At 63.0% G+C, this 17,378-nt stretch carries 21 protein-coding genes; 12 read left to right on the top strand and 9 right to left on the bottom strand.

Annotated features, from left to right (window positions below; all coding sequences use genetic code 11):
* Positions 1-175 precede the first annotated feature (175 nt).
* The 4 genes from ACVWWJ_RS14975 (at position 176) to ACVWWJ_RS14960 (ending at position 4,035) form a co-directional block, all read left to right on the top strand.
* Complete coding sequence (locus ACVWWJ_RS14975) at positions 176-421, top strand: hypothetical protein (RefSeq protein WP_456968491.1); 246 nt, start codon at positions 176-178, stop codon at positions 419-421.
* A 64-nt stretch (positions 422-485) separates the two neighbouring features.
* Positions 486-722, top strand: a complete 237-nt coding sequence (locus ACVWWJ_RS14970) for a hypothetical protein (RefSeq protein ID WP_159894853.1) — start codon at positions 486-488, stop codon at positions 720-722.
* 17 nt (positions 723-739) lie between these two features.
* On the top strand, positions 740-982 hold the full coding sequence (locus ACVWWJ_RS14965; protein ID WP_456968490.1) for a DUF3820 family protein: 243 nt from the start codon (positions 740-742) through the stop codon (positions 980-982).
* A 182-nt stretch (positions 983-1,164) separates the two neighbouring features.
* Complete coding sequence (locus ACVWWJ_RS14960) at positions 1,165-4,035, top strand: TonB-dependent receptor (RefSeq protein WP_456968489.1); 2,871 nt, start codon at positions 1,165-1,167, stop codon at positions 4,033-4,035.
* Positions 4,036-4,038: 3 nt separating this feature from the next.
* Here the strand turns inward: ACVWWJ_RS14960 and ACVWWJ_RS14955 are convergent, their stop codons facing one another.
* Positions 4,039-4,746, bottom strand: coding sequence for a Crp/Fnr family transcriptional regulator (locus ACVWWJ_RS14955; protein ID WP_456968488.1), 708 nt, complete (start codon positions 4,744-4,746; stop codon positions 4,039-4,041).
* 175 nt (positions 4,747-4,921) lie between these two features.
* Here ACVWWJ_RS14955 and ACVWWJ_RS14950 point away from each other — a divergent pair, with 175 nt between their 5' ends.
* Positions 4,922-5,122 (top strand): hypothetical protein, encoded by a 201-nt coding sequence (locus tag ACVWWJ_RS14950; RefSeq protein ID WP_456968487.1) that lies wholly within the window; start codon positions 4,922-4,924, stop codon positions 5,120-5,122.
* Here the strand turns inward: ACVWWJ_RS14950 and ACVWWJ_RS14945 are convergent.
* The 3 genes from ACVWWJ_RS14945 to ACVWWJ_RS14935 are packed head-to-tail and all read right to left on the bottom strand — an operon-like array spanning position 5,119 to position 8,716.
* Positions 5,119-5,268, bottom strand: a complete 150-nt coding sequence (locus tag ACVWWJ_RS14945; RefSeq protein WP_159894861.1) for a hypothetical protein — start codon at positions 5,266-5,268, stop codon at positions 5,119-5,121. The genes ACVWWJ_RS14950 and ACVWWJ_RS14945 overlap by 4 nt on opposite strands.
* A gap of 46 nt (positions 5,269-5,314) precedes the next feature.
* Positions 5,315-7,333: an ATP-binding protein gene (locus tag ACVWWJ_RS14940; protein ID WP_456968486.1), complete on the bottom strand. Its 2,019-nt coding sequence runs from the start codon at positions 7,331-7,333 to the stop codon at positions 5,315-5,317.
* A 9-nt stretch (positions 7,334-7,342) separates the two neighbouring features.
* On the bottom strand, positions 7,343-8,716 hold the full coding sequence (locus ACVWWJ_RS14935) for an amidohydrolase family protein (RefSeq protein WP_456968485.1): 1,374 nt from the start codon (positions 8,714-8,716) through the stop codon (positions 7,343-7,345).
* A 153-nt stretch (positions 8,717-8,869) separates the two neighbouring features.
* Here ACVWWJ_RS14935 and ACVWWJ_RS14930 point away from each other — a divergent pair, with 153 nt between their 5' ends.
* Positions 8,870-8,998 carry a hypothetical protein gene (locus tag ACVWWJ_RS14930; protein WP_325468290.1) on the top strand — a complete coding sequence of 43 codons (129 nt, stop codon included), beginning with the start codon at positions 8,870-8,872 and terminating at the stop codon, positions 8,996-8,998.
* A gap of 141 nt (positions 8,999-9,139) precedes the next feature.
* Here ACVWWJ_RS14930 and ACVWWJ_RS14925 read toward each other — a convergent pair whose 3' ends face one another.
* From ACVWWJ_RS14925 to ACVWWJ_RS14915, 3 genes are all read right to left on the bottom strand, one after another.
* Positions 9,140-10,024: a YihY/virulence factor BrkB family protein gene (locus ACVWWJ_RS14925; protein WP_159894867.1), complete on the bottom strand. Its 885-nt coding sequence runs from the start codon at positions 10,022-10,024 to the stop codon at positions 9,140-9,142.
* 45 nt (positions 10,025-10,069) lie between these two features.
* A complete protein-coding gene (locus tag ACVWWJ_RS14920; protein WP_159894869.1) occupies positions 10,070-10,255 on the bottom strand; it encodes a CsbD family protein in 186 nt (61 codons plus the stop codon).
* Between the two features lie 100 nt (positions 10,256-10,355).
* Positions 10,356-10,964: a flavodoxin family protein gene (locus ACVWWJ_RS14915; RefSeq protein ID WP_456968484.1), complete on the bottom strand. Its 609-nt coding sequence runs from the start codon at positions 10,962-10,964 to the stop codon at positions 10,356-10,358.
* 104 nt (positions 10,965-11,068) lie between these two features.
* Between ACVWWJ_RS14915 and ACVWWJ_RS14910 the strand changes: the two genes are divergently transcribed.
* Both ACVWWJ_RS14910 and ACVWWJ_RS14905 read left to right on the top strand, forming a co-directional pair.
* A complete protein-coding gene (locus ACVWWJ_RS14910; protein WP_456968483.1) occupies positions 11,069-12,388 on the top strand; it encodes an Nramp family divalent metal transporter in 1,320 nt (439 codons plus the stop codon).
* 312 nt (positions 12,389-12,700) lie between these two features.
* The gene (locus ACVWWJ_RS14905; protein WP_456968482.1) at positions 12,701-13,210 is read left to right on the top strand and encodes a DUF6496 domain-containing protein; all 510 of its coding nucleotides are present in this window, start codon (positions 12,701-12,703) and stop codon (positions 13,208-13,210) included.
* Positions 13,211-13,275: 65 nt separating this feature from the next.
* On the opposite strand, the gene ACVWWJ_RS14900 is transcribed toward ACVWWJ_RS14905, so the two are convergent.
* Complete coding sequence (locus tag ACVWWJ_RS14900; protein WP_159894877.1) at positions 13,276-13,434, bottom strand: hypothetical protein; 159 nt, start codon at positions 13,432-13,434, stop codon at positions 13,276-13,278.
* Between the two features lie 496 nt (positions 13,435-13,930).
* Between ACVWWJ_RS14900 and ACVWWJ_RS14895 the strand changes: the two genes are divergently transcribed.
* From ACVWWJ_RS14895 to ACVWWJ_RS14880, 4 genes are all read left to right on the top strand, one after another.
* Positions 13,931-15,043: an S-(hydroxymethyl)glutathione dehydrogenase/class III alcohol dehydrogenase gene (locus ACVWWJ_RS14895; RefSeq protein ID WP_456968481.1), complete on the top strand. Its 1,113-nt coding sequence runs from the start codon at positions 13,931-13,933 to the stop codon at positions 15,041-15,043.
* An 8-nt stretch (positions 15,044-15,051) separates the two neighbouring features.
* Positions 15,052-15,468: a ketosteroid isomerase-related protein gene (locus ACVWWJ_RS14890; RefSeq protein ID WP_159894881.1), complete on the top strand. Its 417-nt coding sequence runs from the start codon at positions 15,052-15,054 to the stop codon at positions 15,466-15,468.
* Positions 15,469-15,532: 64 nt separating this feature from the next.
* The gene (locus tag ACVWWJ_RS14885) at positions 15,533-16,519 is read left to right on the top strand and encodes an MBL fold metallo-hydrolase (RefSeq protein WP_456968480.1); all 987 of its coding nucleotides are present in this window, start codon (positions 15,533-15,535) and stop codon (positions 16,517-16,519) included.
* A 32-nt stretch (positions 16,520-16,551) separates the two neighbouring features.
* A complete protein-coding gene (locus ACVWWJ_RS14880) occupies positions 16,552-16,794 on the top strand; it encodes an RNA-binding S4 domain-containing protein (RefSeq protein WP_159894885.1) in 243 nt (80 codons plus the stop codon).
* Between the two features lie 68 nt (positions 16,795-16,862).
* On the opposite strand, the gene ACVWWJ_RS14875 is transcribed toward ACVWWJ_RS14880, so the two are convergent.
* Positions 16,863-17,177, bottom strand: a complete 315-nt coding sequence (locus tag ACVWWJ_RS14875; protein WP_159894887.1) for a hypothetical protein — start codon at positions 17,175-17,177, stop codon at positions 16,863-16,865.
* Positions 17,178-17,378: the final 201 nt, after the last annotated feature.

Here is a 17,378-nt window from a genome sequence, read left to right as displayed (position 1 = left end):
CCCGTCATGAGTCACGGCCGCTCGCCTCGCGTTCACGTATCCAAACGCCTTGGCGCGTGAGTCAGGTGTGAAGAAAAAGATGCGTCATCATTCCATTGTGGGGGCATTCGCGAACGGATAATCTTCCCCATCCGCCGTCCGACCGCCGTTTCCACTCAAGGTTACCCACCGATTCATGGCACTGGTGATCTACGACATTCCTTTCAGCCCCGATCTCGCGGGGCTCTGGCACGTGCAGATGAATGGCGTGCCCATGGAAAATTTCGAAACGCGAGTGCGCGCCATCGCGTATGCGGTGCAGCAGTCCAAGCTGCTGGGTGTCCAGAATGGCCTCCAGGTCCTTGTATCGGTCGAAGGGGCCGACGGGATCTGGCGCGAATTCGAGTCGAACGCCAAGCGCCCGGTGAGCGGCCTGCAATAGCGCTGCACGTCACCTTGATGCGCGATGCATACGATGGGGGTAAGAAAGGAGGAATACCCCACTCATGACGCATCGTAAGATCGGTTTCTTCGACGTGGAAGGTTCGTGCTATGTCGCCAAACCCGGGCGCTGGCGCGGCAAATACGTCATTAGTGAAGACGGCGACGAGATCGCCGAGAAACTCTGCACCACCCTGCATGAGAATGAAGAGGACGCCTGCGCCGAAGGCATGACGCTCGGTGTGACGGCGGCGCGCAAGCTGATGAAGGAGCGCGAGGGCTTCGATCCGGGCGACGAGTAGGCGGTTAGAATGACCGCATGACCGATCCCAACGACGCCTTCCGCCAGGACCTTGCGAAACTCGCCACGGCGGTCATGCCCTTCGGCAAGTTCAAGGGCAGGGATATCGCGGATCTTCCCGGAAATTACCTCGCGTGGTTCGCCCGCGAGGGCTTTCCTCCGGGCGAGCTCGGCCGGCTTCTCGCGATCATGCTCGAGCTCGATCACAATGGCCTGCGCCGTCTTCTCGATCCCCTGCGCAAGGCATCAAGCCAGCGCTGAATGCCCGTCCAGACGTGCATAGCGCGTGCCAGAAGTGGCCGCGCAAGTTATTCCGAATGGCCGATGGTGCAACCCGTTTACACGGCGTAAGTTTTCCTTGCGTCCCTGTGAATGTCTCGTTGCGTTCTCATTCGTCGGGTCGCCAGTCCCAGCCCAACTCCCCTACGGCCCGGAGACTCACAATGAAAACGAAAACACTCATGACGCCCCGGCGTCACGGCCTCGCTTTGTCCATCGCCGCCGCACTCGCATGCGCCTGTGCGCAAGCCTCGGCCCAGACGCCTCCGCCTCCCGCCCCGGCTCCGGCTCCGGCTCCGGCTCCGGCCGCACAGAATCCTCCGCCGGACGACCAGCAAAAAACCACCGAGCTGACCGCTATCACCGTCACGGGCTCGGCCCTGCCGCGCATCGACGTGGAAACGCCCTCGCCCGTGACGACGATCACCGCGGCGGATATCCAGAAGAGCGGCCTGACCACCGTGTCCGATGTCGTCAGGTCGATCTCGGCCGACAACAGCGGCTCCATCCCGGCCTCGTTCACCGCGGGCTTCGCTGTCGGTGCCACCGGCGTGGCGCTGCGTGGCCTGACCGTGAACTCGACGCTCGTCCTCATCGACGGGCGGCGCGCGGCTAATTATCCGGTGACGGACGATGGCCAGCGATCGTTTGTCGATCTCAACACCATCCCCTCCAATGCGATCGATCGTATCGAGGTGTTGAAGGACGGTGCTTCGTCGATCTACGGCGCCGACGCTATCGCCGGTGTGGTCAATATCATCCTCAAGCCTACGTTCAAGGGTGCCGAGTTCACGGCGGATGTCGGCACTTCGGAGCATGGCGGAGGGACGACGAAGCGTGGCACGGTGTTGTTCGGCGGCGGTGATCTGAAGAAGGACGGCTGGAACGCCTATTTCAGCGCCGAGTACCAGAAAGACAACAGCATCATGACCCGCGATCGCGGCTATCCGTACAACACGGCCGACCTGCGCCGCAGCGGCGGCAACAACCTCATCGGCGGCCAGCCATCGCAGAACTCCGGCTCGATCTACGGCACGGTGACGCCCGGTACGTTGTCGCGTCCCGGGGATGTCACGTCCGGCGTGGCCGACCCAGGTGGTCTGGCGCAGCCGCTGCAGTCGTGCGGTTCGCTCGGGACCCTGGTGACGGACGATCCGGCAAACCCCGGCAGCTACTGTGCGCAGAACCGTGCGTTGTATACCGCTATCCAGCCCACCACCGAGCGGGGCGGCTTGTACGGTCGTTTCACCATCAAGCTGTCCGATACGACGCAGGCGTACATCGGCGCGAGCTACTACGAGGTCAAGACGACCTTCCCGGGTACGCCGGCGCAGATCCAGGCCAGCACGCCGAACAACACCAATGCGATCGCCCTGCCGGCCACGCTGCCGGACGGCTCGCTCAATCCGAACAACCCGTTCGCCGCGCAGGGTAGCGCGGCTCTGGTCAACTACTCGTTCCCCAACGCCCTGGCGAGCGGCCAGACCGATAACCATAACCTCCGGCTGGTGGGCGGAATCAACGGTCAGTGGGGCGACTGGACTTATGACACGGCCCTGGTACTGAACCACGATTCGCTGGACACGCGGCTCGACGGTCTTCTCAACTACGACCAGCTCATCTCCGCAGTCACCAATGGGACGTACAACTTCGTCAATCCCTCGGCGAACTCGCGTGAGTTGCTCGACGCGCTGGCGCCCACGCTGCGCAAGACGTCCACCAGCGACCTGCAATCGCTCGATTTCCACGTGTCGCGTCCGCTGATGGATCTGGGTGGCGGCTCGCTGGGCCTGGCTACAGGCATCGATGTGCGCCACGAGCAGCAGAACGATCCCGACCTCAACGCCAACCTTCAGGCGCAGGGTCTCGGTGTCGCGCGTACCAGCGGCCAGCGCACGGTCGGAGGCGTCTACGTCGAGCTGGATGCGCCATTCACGGAGTCCTTCGAAGTGGATGCGTCCAGCCGCTTCGATCACTACTCGGACTTCGGTAACAACTTCTCGCCCAAGATCGGCTTCAAGTGGAAACCGTTCGAGCAACTGGCGGTGCGCGGCACGTTCTCGAGAGGCTACCGTGCACCTGGTTTCTCCGAGAGCGGAAACAGCCAGAGTGAAGGCTTCGCGACGTTCACGCCGCCGGCGGATTTCCAGAATGCGCACAACAACAGCGGCTACGTGCAACCGTATCCGCTCGCCTTCCTCACCACGTCCAATCCGAAAATCCAGCCTGAGCGGTCTAAGAGCTACACCCTCGGCCTGTTGTTCCAGCCGACGCCGGACCTCAGCGCGTCACTGGATTTCTACCGGATCAAGAAAACAGGGGTGATCGCGCAGCAGGATCCCAACGCGGTGCTCGACGCGTACTTCGCCGGCGAGCCTCTGCCGGCCGGTTCAGCGATCGTCGCCGACGGTCCGGACCCGGCAGCGCCTGGCGCGCTTCCGCGTCCGCTGATCGTCGCGGCGCCGTACGTTAACCAGAACTCCCTGAAGACCCAGGGTGTCGACCTCGACCTGAAGGCGGGTTACAGCTTCAACGACAACGTGCGTTTCACCAGCGAGATCAACCTGACCAAGATCATCAGCTGGAAGCTGACCCTGCAGGATGGCACCACGGAAGAGTTCGTCGGCACGCATGGTCCGTATGGCGTGTCGTCAGGTGCGGGTACCCCGCGTTATCGAGGTTCGTGGGCCAACAGCATCACGTTCGGCAAGGCCACCATCACGGGAACCCTGTACTACACCAGTGGCCTCAAGCTGACCGCCCCGGATGTCCAGGAGGGCTGCTTCTCGACCAACACGGATACCGGTGCGAACTTCCCCGAAAATTGCCGGATGGCGTCGTTCACCGATTTCGACCTGACCGGCCGGTATGACCTGACCGAGAAAATCGCCATCACCGGTTCGGTGATGAATGCGTTCGACAAGAAAGCGCCGTTCGACCCGCTGAACTACGCGGCCCTGAACTACAACCCGACCTACGCACAGAACGGCGTGGTCGGGCGGTTCTTCACCGTAGGCGTTCGCGTGAAGCTCTAGAGCTCAACCGCGCAGCGATGCCTCATGGAGCACGTCCACGCCATCCGCATGGATGGCGATGGACCCCTGGCTCCGCAACTTTGCCAGCATGCGGGTCACCGTGGCCGCACTCATGCCCAGGTATGAACCGATATCCTCGCGCGACATGGGCAGTGGCACGAAGCCACTGCCTGCGGCTTCGACGCGAAGGCGACGGTCGCGTAGTTCGAGCAGGAACGCCTTCACCCGCTCGGCGGCCGATCCGTCGGTGACGCGGCGTGCAAACGTGCGTTCGCGGCGGCGTAATGAACGCAGGTGGGTAGCGATCGCTTCACTGTGTTCGCACAGTGCGTCGGTGGCGGTGCGGGGAAATCGGCAGAACCACGTCCTGCCGACGGCCACCACCGACGCACTGTGCGTCTGGGTACGCGGAACGTCCAGGGCGAACAGTTCGCCGGGCAGGTGAAAGGCGACGATGCGACCCTTGGCGACGGTCTTGGCCAGCCCGCTGAGGACGGCGAAGGCGGCACGGTGTGGTGCATCGGGCTGGACGAGCCGATCGCTCTCGGTGAAGGGACCGACGCGCTCGACCACATCACGGATGTCCAGCAGGGCAGGGTCGCCGCCACGCGTGGCGTCGCAAACGGCCGCGTGCCGGCACGACGCATTGCAGCAGATGGACGGTCGCTGAGGCATGGCGGACGGGTTGGCGATGGCTGATGCAGACGACACGACTTACCTCCGGCACTCAGGGAGTGCAGCCGTATTTTAGGCGTCGTCGTCGTCATGGGTGGGAGGCGGTCATACGGCTGCGCCGTTTTGCCACAGAGGGTGCACCCATTGACCTAGCCGTGGTTTTGCCTTAGTAAGGGCGACGGGGGAACATCAAAAGGGGGCCGTAAAGGCCATGGCACGTCGAGTTACGCAAGTCAGCACACCCGTCGTCGAAGACACCGACCGCACTGCAGCGCCCTGGCCCGACGGCTTCATGCCCGGCACGGTGGCGCCGTTCGTCATGCGCTACGGGGTCGATTTTCTGGTCGCCATGCAGCGTTCCGCGGCGTCGCATGACGCCGCCCGCGCGGCGGACGAAGTCGAGCCGGCTTAACGTTCCGCAGCGTGCGAGCGAGGTGCGCGGCTCCCATCATCGGGTGTATCGCCCGCTGGGCCGCCTTTCATGATGCCGCCGACGACGATGATCGCGATCGTTGCTGCGATAAGGGCGAGCAGGGCGTAGTAGCGCATCCGGTTCATGGGTGAAGTGTCCGTGGCGATCAGTCAACGGAATGGATGGCTGGCGTTACGCGGCCGTCCCGCCAAGCAGGTCGGCCACGGCGTCGATGAGTGCGTGCACCGAGAACGGTTTGCTCAGCATGGCCGTTCGATCGGGCAAGGCCGGAGAATCCGCAAAGGCATCCCAGGCATATCCCGTCACGAAAAGGACGGGAAGGGACCGCAAGCTTTCGCGAACCGCCAGTGCAAGCTGCCGCCCGTCCATCCCGGGCAGTCCGATGTCCGTGACCAGCAGGTCGGGTGGCGGACCGGCGTCGATGATGCGCAGCGCTTCATAGCCTTCGGCGCAATCGCTTACCCGGTAACCCGCTTCCTCAAGTACCTCGCGGGCAATGGAGCGCAGCATCTCTTCGTCTTCGACCAGCAGGATGTGCTGCCCCTGGCCACGTACGACCGTGGCATCGACATGGGCGTGAGTGCCTGCATTCTCGCCTGCGTGACGTGGCAGCCACAGACTTACCGTCGTGCCCTGGCCGGGCGTCGAATCGATGATCGCGCGGCCACCGGTCTGTCGGGCGAAGCCGTCGACCATCGACAGGCCCAGTCCGGTCCCCTGGCCGATGGCCTTGGTCGTGAAGAACGGATCGAAGGCTTTCTCGATCACGCTCGGCGTCATGCCGGTACCCGTATCGCTGACGGCAATGACGACGTAGTCACGACGCCCCCGTCCGATGTCGGCGTGAGCGGCATTGCTTGTCCGGATGGTGAGCGTGCCACCTGCTGACATCGCGTCACGCGCATTGATCGCCAGGTTGAGCACCGCGCTTTCGAGCTGGCTCGCGTCGGAAAGCGTACGCCACAGGTCTTCCTGCATGCGCAGGTCGAGTGTGACCCGTTCGCCGATCAGCGGCCGCAGCAGGAGCTCCAGCTCCCTGACGAGCGCGTTGGCATCCACATCGGAAAGTGACAGTGCCTGCTGACGGGCATAGGCGAGCAAGCGATGGGTCAGGCCGGCGGCGCGTTTGACGGCGCCGCCTGCGGCGTCCAGGAGTCGCCGGATACCGTCGATGCGACCATTCTCCACCCGCTCGGCGACGACTTCGATCGCACCGCCGATACCGCCGAGGATATTGTTGAAGTCGTGCGCGATCCCACCGGTAAGACGACCGAGCGCCTCCAGTTTCTGTGCGTGTCGTTGTTGCTCGTCGAGATCGCGGCGGCGCTGGGTGTCCCGGCCCATGCCGTAAACCACATCGCCGTCGGGTACGCAGGTCCAGGCGAACCAGCGATAGCTTTCATCCTTCGCGCGCAGGCGAAGCTCGAGGTCTTCGACCACCTCGCCTTCGAACATCTGGCTGACGGCGTCACGTGCGCGGTCGAGGTCGTCCGGATGGACGAGCTCTTCGAAACCGAGTCCCACCAGTTCACTGACCTCGTAGCCCAGTTCGTTGTGCCAGGCTGGATTGGTGTTGCGGTAGTGTCCGTCGCGCGCGAGCACCACGTAGAGGTCGCGCGAGATGGCCCAGATCTGGTCGCGCTCGCGCGTGCGCATGTCGATCTCGACTTCGAGCGATGCGTTCAGTTCGCGCAGGGCGAGGGCCGAGCGCACGCCGCGAGTCGTTTCGTTGGTCACCGCGTACATGCCGATGATGTCGCCGTGTTCGTCGCGCAGCGGTGCGTATGAAAACGTCCACCAGGTCTCCTCGACGGCGCCATGGCGAGTCATGAACAGGCGCATGTCACGATGCACGGAGCCCTGTCCGGCAAGCGCGCCAAGGACGTGGGACTCAACGTCCGGCCAGACGTCGGGCCACAGCATGTCGAAGGGCCGACCCACGGCGCCCGCAAGCCGGTTGCCCAGCATGGGCCGGTACGCGTCGTTGAAGAAGAACGTGTAAGCCGGCCCGATGGAAAGGAACATCGGCTGCGGGATGGAAAACATGGTCGACAACATGCTGCGTAGCGCGGCAGGCCAGCCGCCAGGCAGCCCAAGCGGACTCGATGACCAGTCGAGTGCACGCATCTCGTTCGCCGTGACCGAATCGGCGGGCAGGAAGGCGAACGGATCGGAGGCGGTCGTTGTCATCGACCGGCTCTACGGATGGAACGCGTCGACGTGACCCGAGACCAGCTTGCCGCGCTGCCACACCGCGTCGATCGTCGTCGTCGCTTCAATGTTGTCGGTGGGATTTCCGTCGAGCACGATGAAGTCTGCCCGTTTGCCGTTGGCAAGCACGCCCCGGTCGTCCAGGCCAAGCAGCTGCGCCGCGCTCTGCGTTGCTACGTGGATCGCCTGCAGCGGCGTCAAGCCCGCGTCGACCATGAGCGCCAGTTCGCGGTGTTCGGCAAAGCCCGGAATCCTCAGCGGCATGGCGCCCGCATCCGTGCCGAAACCAATCTTCACGCCGGCGTCGAAAAGGGTCTTCAGGTTCTTGAGGTTCACCTGCAAGGCCTCCTCATTGCCGGGTGTCGAGCCATCGTTATTCACCTTGTCACGCCACGCGCCGTCCGCGAATTGCTTTGCGAGGTCCGGCTGCACGGCATGCTGGAAGAAGGGCCTGTCCATCCAGCCGGGGTGGCGGGCATAGATGAACGCGGCTTCGTTGAGGTCGAGTGTCGCGATGTACCAGGTGCCGTGCTGCTTCATGGCTTCGATGAAGCCGGGGTCCACCGGCTTGTCGCGTACGCCGTGGGCAAGGATATCCACGCCGGCATCGACGAGCTGTCGGGCATCGTCGAGGTAGTAGACGTGCGCCGCGACGCGGAGATGCTTTGCGTGGGCTTCGTCGATGACGGCGTGCCAGATCTCGGGCTTCATCTTGACCGGCAGACTGCCGTTGAAGTCGTCCAGCCAGATCTTGACCAGATCCGTGCCCCGCGCGGCCGCCGCGTCGACGTCGGCGCGGGCTTCCTCGGGGGTCGCCGGTCGGTCGAGCTGATTCGGGCCGGCCTGCATCATCTTCGCCGGTGGCGCGCCGTTCGGTACACCGATGCCACGGTCGGCACCGAAAAGGTCGGCACCGTCGGCCGTGCCAGCATGGAGCTCAGCCCGTAGCGGGTAGAAAACATCGGGGTTGTTCACGCCCAGCGAGGTCACCGTCGTGACGCCATAAGCCCGCCATTGACGCAGCTGACGCAGGGCGTTGTCGCGCGTGTAGAGCGCGGGCAGGCCGCTCTTCGTACCATCCACCGAGCCGATATGGCCGTGGTCCGAGACCAGTCCGGGGATGATGGTCTTGCCCGTGTAATCGATAACCTGGGTCCCCGCGGGCATCTTCGCGCGCAAGCCCGAGCCCATGAGGGAGATGTGGTCGCCGTCGATCACCAGGGTCACGTCTTCCCGCGGCGGTGCTCCGGTCCCGTCGATGACGCGGGCGCCCCGGATCATGGTGGCAGCGCCGGCAGCGCCGGCGGAGCCGGTGGCGACGGCCAGAGCGACGAAGAGCGCGGTGGGGCGGAGCAGGGTCATGGGACGTCCTTCCTGGTGAATGCCCGTCACGAATAATGCACGAGGTGCGAAGACGGTGTCGTTGCGAAATGCATCATGGCGCCGCTGTCACATACGGTGCACGTCATCCAGCCGAATCTCCGTACCCAATCCACCCCCCCGGAGCATCGTGCAATGGAAGAGAAAGACATCACCCCCGTAGCAGACAAGCAGCGCGGCGGCATCGGCTACATCCTTCTTTGGGTGCTGGGCGTGCCGATTCCGGTCCTGATCCTGATCTTCCTCGTCCGCGGTTGCACGTAATACGCGTCGCGCGTGGCCTAAGCATAGTGTGGGAGCCGCTTCAGCGGCGATGACCGGGTACCCTCGACCGATCGCCGGCGCAGCCGGCTCCCACACAAAACAGCCGGCCCCCCTCGTGGCGTCCCCGAGGGCCGGGCGTCACTAGCGGCTCGGCGTCACTTCGTCTGCGAAGCTCTCGGCGTGCTCGGCCGGACGGATCTTTGCCCCTCGCGCCACGGCAAGGCCACGCGTGAGTTCGGCGCCCAGGAGAACGATGATCGACGCGTAATACACCCAGGTGAGCAGCACGACGATAGCGCCCGCTGGCCCATACGCGCCGCCAATGGACGCGTGCTCGATATAAAGACCGATAACGAACTTGCCGGCGGCGAACAGGACGGCGGTCAGCACGCCGCCGCGCGTCGCATCCTTCCAGGCGATCTGAGCGTCGGGAAGCACGCGATACATGGCGCCGAAAGCAACGGCGAAAACGACGAACGAGATAACAGCCTCAGTGAGCTGCCAGGCCGTCGTGTCACCGGGGATCATGGCCTTGATCAGTCCGTTGATGACAAACGATATGATCAGCAGGAAGGCGATGCCAACGAGCAAGCCGAAGGCGCGTGCGCGAGTGCGCAACCAGCCGACCACGGCATCGCCGGGCTTGGCACGAAGTTTCCATACGCGGTTCAACGTTGACTGCAGCTGGCTGAAGACAGCGGATGCGCTGAACAGGGTGATGCAAAGGCCAATGATGCCGATGATGTTGCCCAGATGCGGGCGCTGCTGCGCATTGTCGATCACCAGCTTTACCGCGCCGGCGCCCTGGGAGCCGATGACGTTGGTAAGGCTATCGACCAGATCGTTCTGCCACTCGGGCCGGAGAGCGGCCAGCACCCACAGTAAAAGCACCAACAAGGGTGCGAACGAGAGTGCCGAATAAAAGGAAAGCGCCGCGGCTCGTGTCATCAACTCGTCGTCCGTGAATCCGTCGATTGCCGTACGGACGGATTTCGTCGCGAGGTCGAACCAGCGGCGCAGGGTCATGGTCGAGTGGCGCGGGAACCCGTGAAGGGCTCCCGCGCGGCCAGATCAATGATGACGATCGGTATCGCGCGCCTTGTCCGCAGCTTTGCCGACTTCTTTCTGAACCTTGCCGGCATTTTTCTCGATGTTTCCTGCTGCTTCCTTGGCGTGGTTGCCCGTGACCTTGCCGGCCACTTCCTTCACGGCGCCTTTGACCTCGTGTTTCATGCCGTCGGTACGATTCTTGTCCATGATGCAATCCTCATCTGGCTCTGCGTCATTCGCAGCGGGATCGATTTACGCCGTTACGGCATTACAGACGCGTGAAGCGAACGTGCGGCGATGTTCACCCTCACGGAGGCGCAGGATAATTCGAAGCCTTCAGGATCTTTGCAAGGTGCGCCGCGTTCGTCGTCAGCGTCGCAATCGTGCTGGCAACCTTGTCGGGCGTCTTCTTCAGGTCGATGTAATTGGTGTCGCTCATGGCTTCACCCACCCAATAGGCGGAACTCCCGGCGGGAATGGTGAAACCGACATCGGCCAGTGCCTGGTATAGCTCGGCGGTGACGTGGTGGGCGCCATCTTCGTTGCCCACCACGCCGACGATGGCGACCTTGCCGAAGGTGGGGTAGCGTCCATCCTCGCCGATGTCGCCGAGAATGGCGTCCATCCGCTCGATCACGCGCTTGGACACGCTGGAAGGTTGGCCCATCCAGATCGGCGTGGCGATGACCAGGATGTCGGCCGCCATCATGCGTTTGCGTAGTGCCGGCCAGTCATCACCCGGGCCTTCGTCGTGATTCACCCCAGGCTTGATATTGAGGTCGACGACACGGGCGCTATCGGTCTCGATGCCGTGTTTCTTCAGGCCATCGAGGAGCTGGTCAAGGAGTTTCTGGCTGGACGAAGGTTTGGGCGAGGGCGACAGGGTGCAGTTCAATCCCAGGGCTTTCAGCGTCATGGAGGCCTCTCCGTTGGAAAGAACCGAACGTGACGCCAAGGGCGTGCAATGCGCGTCGTCTTGAGGTGCATACGGCGCGGTAGTTCTTGGTTAGCATGACGCCCATGTTTTCCTTACCGAAGACGGCGACTGCGCCGTTCTGTCCCTCTGAAGTCGCCGGTTCCATCGTGGTTCCCTCCGGGCTTCCCTGGTGGAAGAAGGTCGCGCGCTTCGCCGGGCCGGGCCTGCTCGTGTCCGTGGGCTACATGGATCCGGGCAACTGGGCCACGGACATCGAAGCCGGGTCGCGCTTCGGCTACCGCCTGCTCTTCGTCGTGCTGCTCTCCAGTCTCGCCGCCATCCTTCTGCAGTGCCTGGCTGCGCGCCTGGGTATCGCCACGCGCAAGGACCTCGCCCGATTGTCCAGCGAGCGCTATCCCAGGGCGGTCGGCCGGGTGCAGTGGGTGCTGGCGGAAATATCGATCATTTCATGCGACCTCGCCGAGGTACTCGGCAGCGCGCTGGCCTTCAAGCTGCTGTTCAACGTGTCACTCCCCGTGGGTGTGGCCCTGACGGCGCTGGACACGTTCATCGTGCTGGGCCTACAGGGGCAGGGGTTCCGCCGTGTCGAAGCAATCATTCTCGGTCTGGTCGGCACGATCGGCATCTGTTTCGTGGTGCAGCTGTTCCTGATCGGTCCTGACTGGGCTACAGTGGCCGCCGGCTTCGTACCTTCGCTGCATGCGCTGTCGTCGCGTGAGCCGCTCTATCTGGCGATCGGCATCCTTGGTGCCACGATCATGCCGCACAACCTCTATCTGCATTCCTCGATCGTGCAGACGCGCGCCGTCTCCGGCGAGGAGGGTAAGCGCGCCGCGATTCGGCTAACCCGGATCGACACCATCGGCTCGCTTTCCCTCGCGCTGCTGATCAATGCGGCCATCCTCGTCGTCGCCGCCTCGGCCTTCCACCGGACCGGACGCACCGACGTGGCGGACATCTCGGATGCTTACCAGTTGCTGGCGCCCATCGCCGGCAGCACGGTCGCGGCCCTGGCTTTTGCGATTGGCCTGTTCGCCTCGGGACAGAGCTCCACGTTTACCGGCACGATCGCAGGGCAGGTCATCATGGACGGATTTCTCCGGATGAAGCTGCCCTGTTGGCAACGGCGACTGATCACGCGCGGGCTGGCCATCATCCCGGCCTTCATCGGCGTGGTGACCATGGGTGACCGGGCTATCGGTGTGCTCCTGGTGGCCAGCCAGGTGGTGCTGAGCCTGCAGCTGCCTTTCGCCATGTACCCGTTGATCCGCTTCACGGACGATCGTCTCCTGATGGGAGCGTTTGCGAACACCCGGTGGGTGTCGCTATCGGCGTGGGTCCTGTTCGTCGTGATTTCTGCGGCGAACCTGTGGCTGGTCGCCCAGGTGTTCGACCTGGCATGACAAAGGCCTGACACATACATCACATGGAGCCGAGCAGTCTCGCCCCCGACGACATCAACGGTGCCCGATCCGATGCAGAGCCCCTTCGTTCCTGAAACGCCCGGCACCTCGCCGGTCATCCCGGAAGAGACGCCCGACGCGCCGAAACCGGAAATGCCCGGCACCGACCCCTCGAGGGAGCGGCCACAGGAACGTCCGGCCCATCCAGACGATCCCGAAGGTGATGGCGTCCCGCAACCCCCGGCGCCCGAAGCGCTGGATGTTCGCATTCCATGACATCAGGCATTCCCTTTAAAAGGAGGGCTTCTTCTCATGCCAGAGAAAAAAACCACTGCCAGGGCGCGAAAAGATAAACGCGAAGGAAAATCAGCCGCGACGCAGGCCGGCGAGTACGTGAAGGAAGAGATCGACCATGTGCGCGAAGGCAAGCATGGGGTCCGGTCGGCCAAACAGGCCATTGCGATCGGCCTCTCGAAGGCGCGGCGTGACGGCGTAAAGGCAAAGCCATCGAAGACCGCCAGCGCGGCGACGAAAAAGAAGGCGGCGCAGGATACGAAGGCGGCGACGCGCAAACGCTCCACTGGTACGGCCGCGAAGAAATCGACGGCTCGAAAACGCGCCACGACCAAGGCGCTTAAGCGCGAGGGCACATCGGCTGTGTCAAAGCGGGCGCTGTCGACCCAAGCAAAGAAGAGCGCGTCCAAGCGAACGGCAGGCAGCCGATCCGCCGCTGCGAAGAAGGCGGCGCATACCAAAGGTGCGACGGGAAGGAAGACGGCCGCAAAGAAGGCGGCACGGACCAGGGCACGAAAGGCATCCTGATCGACAATGGGCCCGCATGATGCGGGCCCATTGCTTTGGCTGGAGGGTCTAGCGGGAGCGATGGATCAGAGGGTGTCGCCGCTCAGGCGGCTGGCGACTTCGCCCAGCCAGTCGTAACCGTCCATTTCACCACCGAAGAGATCCATGCCGGCCATATCGGCCGCGCGGGAGCCATTGGTGAATTCGAAGGTCGAAATGCCGTAATCGTTGCGAAGCTCATTCATATCGTTTCTCCCAGCCTTTATAGGGACCGGTTATCAATCGTCTGACGTCACGCCGCCGGTCTCTGGCGTGTCGTGGACCTTGCGCTGCTGCAGGCCGTGAAGGATGGCGCTGAGCGACTGGTCCGTTTCGTTTGGTGAACAATAGGTTCGTTAGTGTTTCGTCACGCCCGTTCCGGGCCTAATTTCTGTACTAACCAGTTTCCTACGCAGCCCGTTGTATGGGCGCCCTCAGGCTTTACAAGGGCTTTCAAGCGTTAAAAGCTTGGACAGCGGGTGTAAGCAAAAGGTTCAAAAAAAATTTCACAAAGGCAAAACACGGCAGACGCTGCTTGTCTTCCCTGTAGCTTTCGTTCGCCGTTTCGACCTCATCCGTTAACCATAGTTTAACTCATGGGTCCCTGGGCTGCCACGTAGGCTCGAGCGGCCGTTCAGTTAGAATCGACAGTTCCCCCCGGCCGAGGGCCGGTTTGACCGCTTTTGCACAAGGAAATCCGCCATGAAGTCGCGCGCCGCCGTTGCCTGGGAGGCTGGAAAGCCGCTTTCCATCGAAGAAATCGACGTTCAGGGTCCGAAGGCCGGTGAAGTCCTCGTCCGGATCGTGGCTACCGGTGTGTGCCACACCGATGCCTACACGTTGTCAGGAGACGATCCGGAAGGTGCCTTCCCGGTCATCCTCGGACACGAGGGTGGCGGAATCGTGGAGGAGGTCGGCGAGGGCGTGACCTCGCTGAAGCCGGGCGACCATGTCATTCCTCTCTATACGCCCGAGTGCGGCGAGTGCAAATTCTGCCTGTCGGGCAAGACCAACCTTTGCCAGAAGATTCGCCTTACCCAGGGCAAAGGCCTGATGCCAGATGGGACCTCGCGGTTCTCCCTGGGCGGCAAACAGCTGTTGCATTACATGGGCACCAGCACCTTCAGCGAGTACACGGTGCTGCCGGAAATTTCGCTGGCGAAGATCAACAAGGACGCTCCGCTGGAGAAGGTCTGCCTGCTCGGTTGCGGGATCACCACCGGTATCGGCGCGGTCCTGAACACCGCAAAGGTGGAGCCGGGCTCGACCGTGGCCGTGTTCGGCATGGGAGGGATTGGCCTGTCGGTGGTGCAGGGCGCCGTAATGGCGAAGGCATCGCGCATCATCGTGGTCGATACGAATCCGTCGAAATTCGAGATGGCGAAGATGCTGGGCGCCACCGACTGCATCAATCCACGCGACTTCCCGGATACACCTATCCAGCAGGTCATCGTCGACCTGACCGACGGCGGCGTGGATTATTCATTCGAATGCATCGGTAGCGTCGACGTGATGCGCGCCGCGCTCGAGTGCTGCCACAAGGGCTGGGGTGAGTCGATCATCATCGGTGTTGCCGGTGCCGGCCAGGAGATCCGCACGCGTCCCTTCCAGCTGGTCACCGGTCGGGTTTGGCGCGGTTCGGCGTTTGGTGGTGTGAAGGGACGTAGCCAGTTGCCGGGTTACGTCGACCGCTACATGGGCGGGGAGATCAAGATCGACCCGATGATCACGTATACGATGGGCCTGGACGATATCAATCGCGCCTTCGACCTCATGCACGAGGGCAAGGCTATCCGCTCCGTCATTATTTATTGAGCCCACCGATGAATGCATCGATCGACCTGATTCGCCGTTACCACGAGGCGTTCAATCGTGCCGACTGGCCGGGCATGCTGGACCTGCTGGACGAGCATGTGGTGCACGACCTCAACCAGGGCCGCCGTGAGGTCGGGCGCGAGCGTTTCGCCGCGTTCCTCCAGCGGACGACGGCCAGTTATGAGGAGCAGCTGCGGAATGTGATCGTCATGGGCGACGACAGTGGTAGCAGGGCAGCTGCTGAGTACATGATCCATGGCGTGTACAAGGCGACCGACGAGGGATTGCCCCTGGCCCAGGGGCAGTCGTATGCGCTGCCGGGCGGTGCGTTCTTCGAGATCGCGAACGGCAAGATCGTGCGGGTCAGCAATTACTACAACCTGGAAGACTGGCTTTCGCAGATTCGCCGGATCGACGTCGACTGAGCCTTGAACGGACAGGCAACGGGCCGCAGGTCTTCTGCGACCCGTTTCCCATTCAAGGTTGAGCATGGCCTGGACGAACCCGTACTTCGACCGTTCCAAGGAACACCACACGGCGGAAGGATTCCGTAACCTTGAGCCGGATATCCGACCGCCCGGTGGCCTCAATCGTTGGCGCAAGGAGCGCAAGGAGCAGCAGCTACCGCGGCCTCCCGAAGCGGGTTACGAGGCCTTCGCCAAGCGCTGGTGGCAGGCAACAGACTTTGGTGGCCGTGGGGATGCCGCATGGTGGCTGGGTCACGCGACCGTACTGGTCCGCCACAAGGGACTAACGGTGCTCACCGACCCCGTGCTGGGGCAGCGCGCTTCACCGCTCTCGTTTGCCGGGCCCGCCCGGCGCACGGTGGCGCCTGTGGAGGTGAACGGCTTGCCGTCCATCGATGTCGTGGTCATTTCCCATAACCACTACGACCATCTCGACAAGGCGACGGTACACGCGCTGGCCCGACGCTTCCCGCAGGTCGTCTTCCTGGTGCCGCTGGGGCTGAAGCGCTGGTTCGACAAGGCGGGCATCGGCAATGTCCGTGAGCTCGACTGGTGGGCAAGTACCGAGATTCGGGGTGCCGTGTTCACCTGCGTCCCGGCGCGACACTGGAGTGCGCGGACGTTATGGGACCGCAATCGCTCGCTATGGGGCGGTTGGGTCATGGCTCATGAGGGTTTCCGCTTCTGGTTCGCGGGCGATACCGGATATTCGGACAAGCTCGCGGAGATCGGGCGCCGGATGGGTCCGATCGATCTCGCGGCCATTCCGATTGGTGCCTACGCCCCCCGTTGGTTCATGCAGGGGCAGCACGTGGACCCTGCGCAGGCCGTGCGACTGCACCGGGAGATCGGCTGCAAGCGGTCCATTGCGATCCATTGGGGTGTCTTCGAACTGGCGGACGACCAGCTGGATGAGCCGCCGCGGTTGCTCGGCGAGGCCCTTGCCGAGACCGGTCTCACGGCGGAAGACTTCATGCTGCTCAACATCGGCGGCCGAATTGCGCTCTAATGGTGAACCCGATCAGCTAAAAGACGCCAACCATGTCGTTTGAAGAATTCCGCCTCGAAGGCGAGTACGTCGAGCTCAACCTGCTGCTGAAGCTCACTGGCCACGCCCAGAGCGGCGGCGAAGGCAAGCATTTCGTCGCCGATGGCCTGGTCTCAGTAGACGGTGTCGTCGAGTTGCGGAAGACGCACAAGGTGCGTGCCGGGCAGATCGTGAAATTCGTCGATCCGTCGCGGGGCGCCGACGTCGAGATCAGTGTGTTGCCTGAAATCGACTGACCGTCGGCAACGCGCATAAAAAACCCGGCGCCGCGAGGCGCCGGGTTTTTTGTTTCATGCAGGCTGGATTACATGCCCGACGAGGACGACTTGGCCGGAGCCGACGTGTCACCCGTGGCCGCCTTCTTGTGCGCCTTCTTGTGGGTCGACTTCATCGTGCCGTCGGAGGCACCTGACTTCATCGAATCGCCCGACATCGAGGAGTCCGATTTCATCGACGAGGAGTCACCCGACTTCATCGAATCGCTGCTCGTCTGCGTGGGGGTGGCGGTCTTGGCGGCCGGGGTCGGATCCGCCTTCTGCGATGCATCCTGCGCGAAGGCCGCGCCGCCCATGACCGTACAACCAGCCAGCATCGCGAGGATCAGTTTCGTGTTGCGCATGACGTAGCTCCTGGAACTTGTGGCGCCGATAGGAACATTGCGATACCCGGCGCAAAGGCATCGCTCACCGGTGACCCGGACTAAGTACGTGGTGCAGAAGCTATCTCGTTTTCGATGAACGTTGCTCTTGCAACGCAGCATTTTGTAGGCGTTCGTTCAGGTGAAAATTAGCGTCTGTTAAGTGACGACGTAGGACGTGCC

This window comes from Luteibacter sp. HA06, from assembly GCF_054061215.1.
Note: the sequence above shows the minus strand (reverse complement) of the source record. Positions and strands in the feature narration are given on the sequence as shown.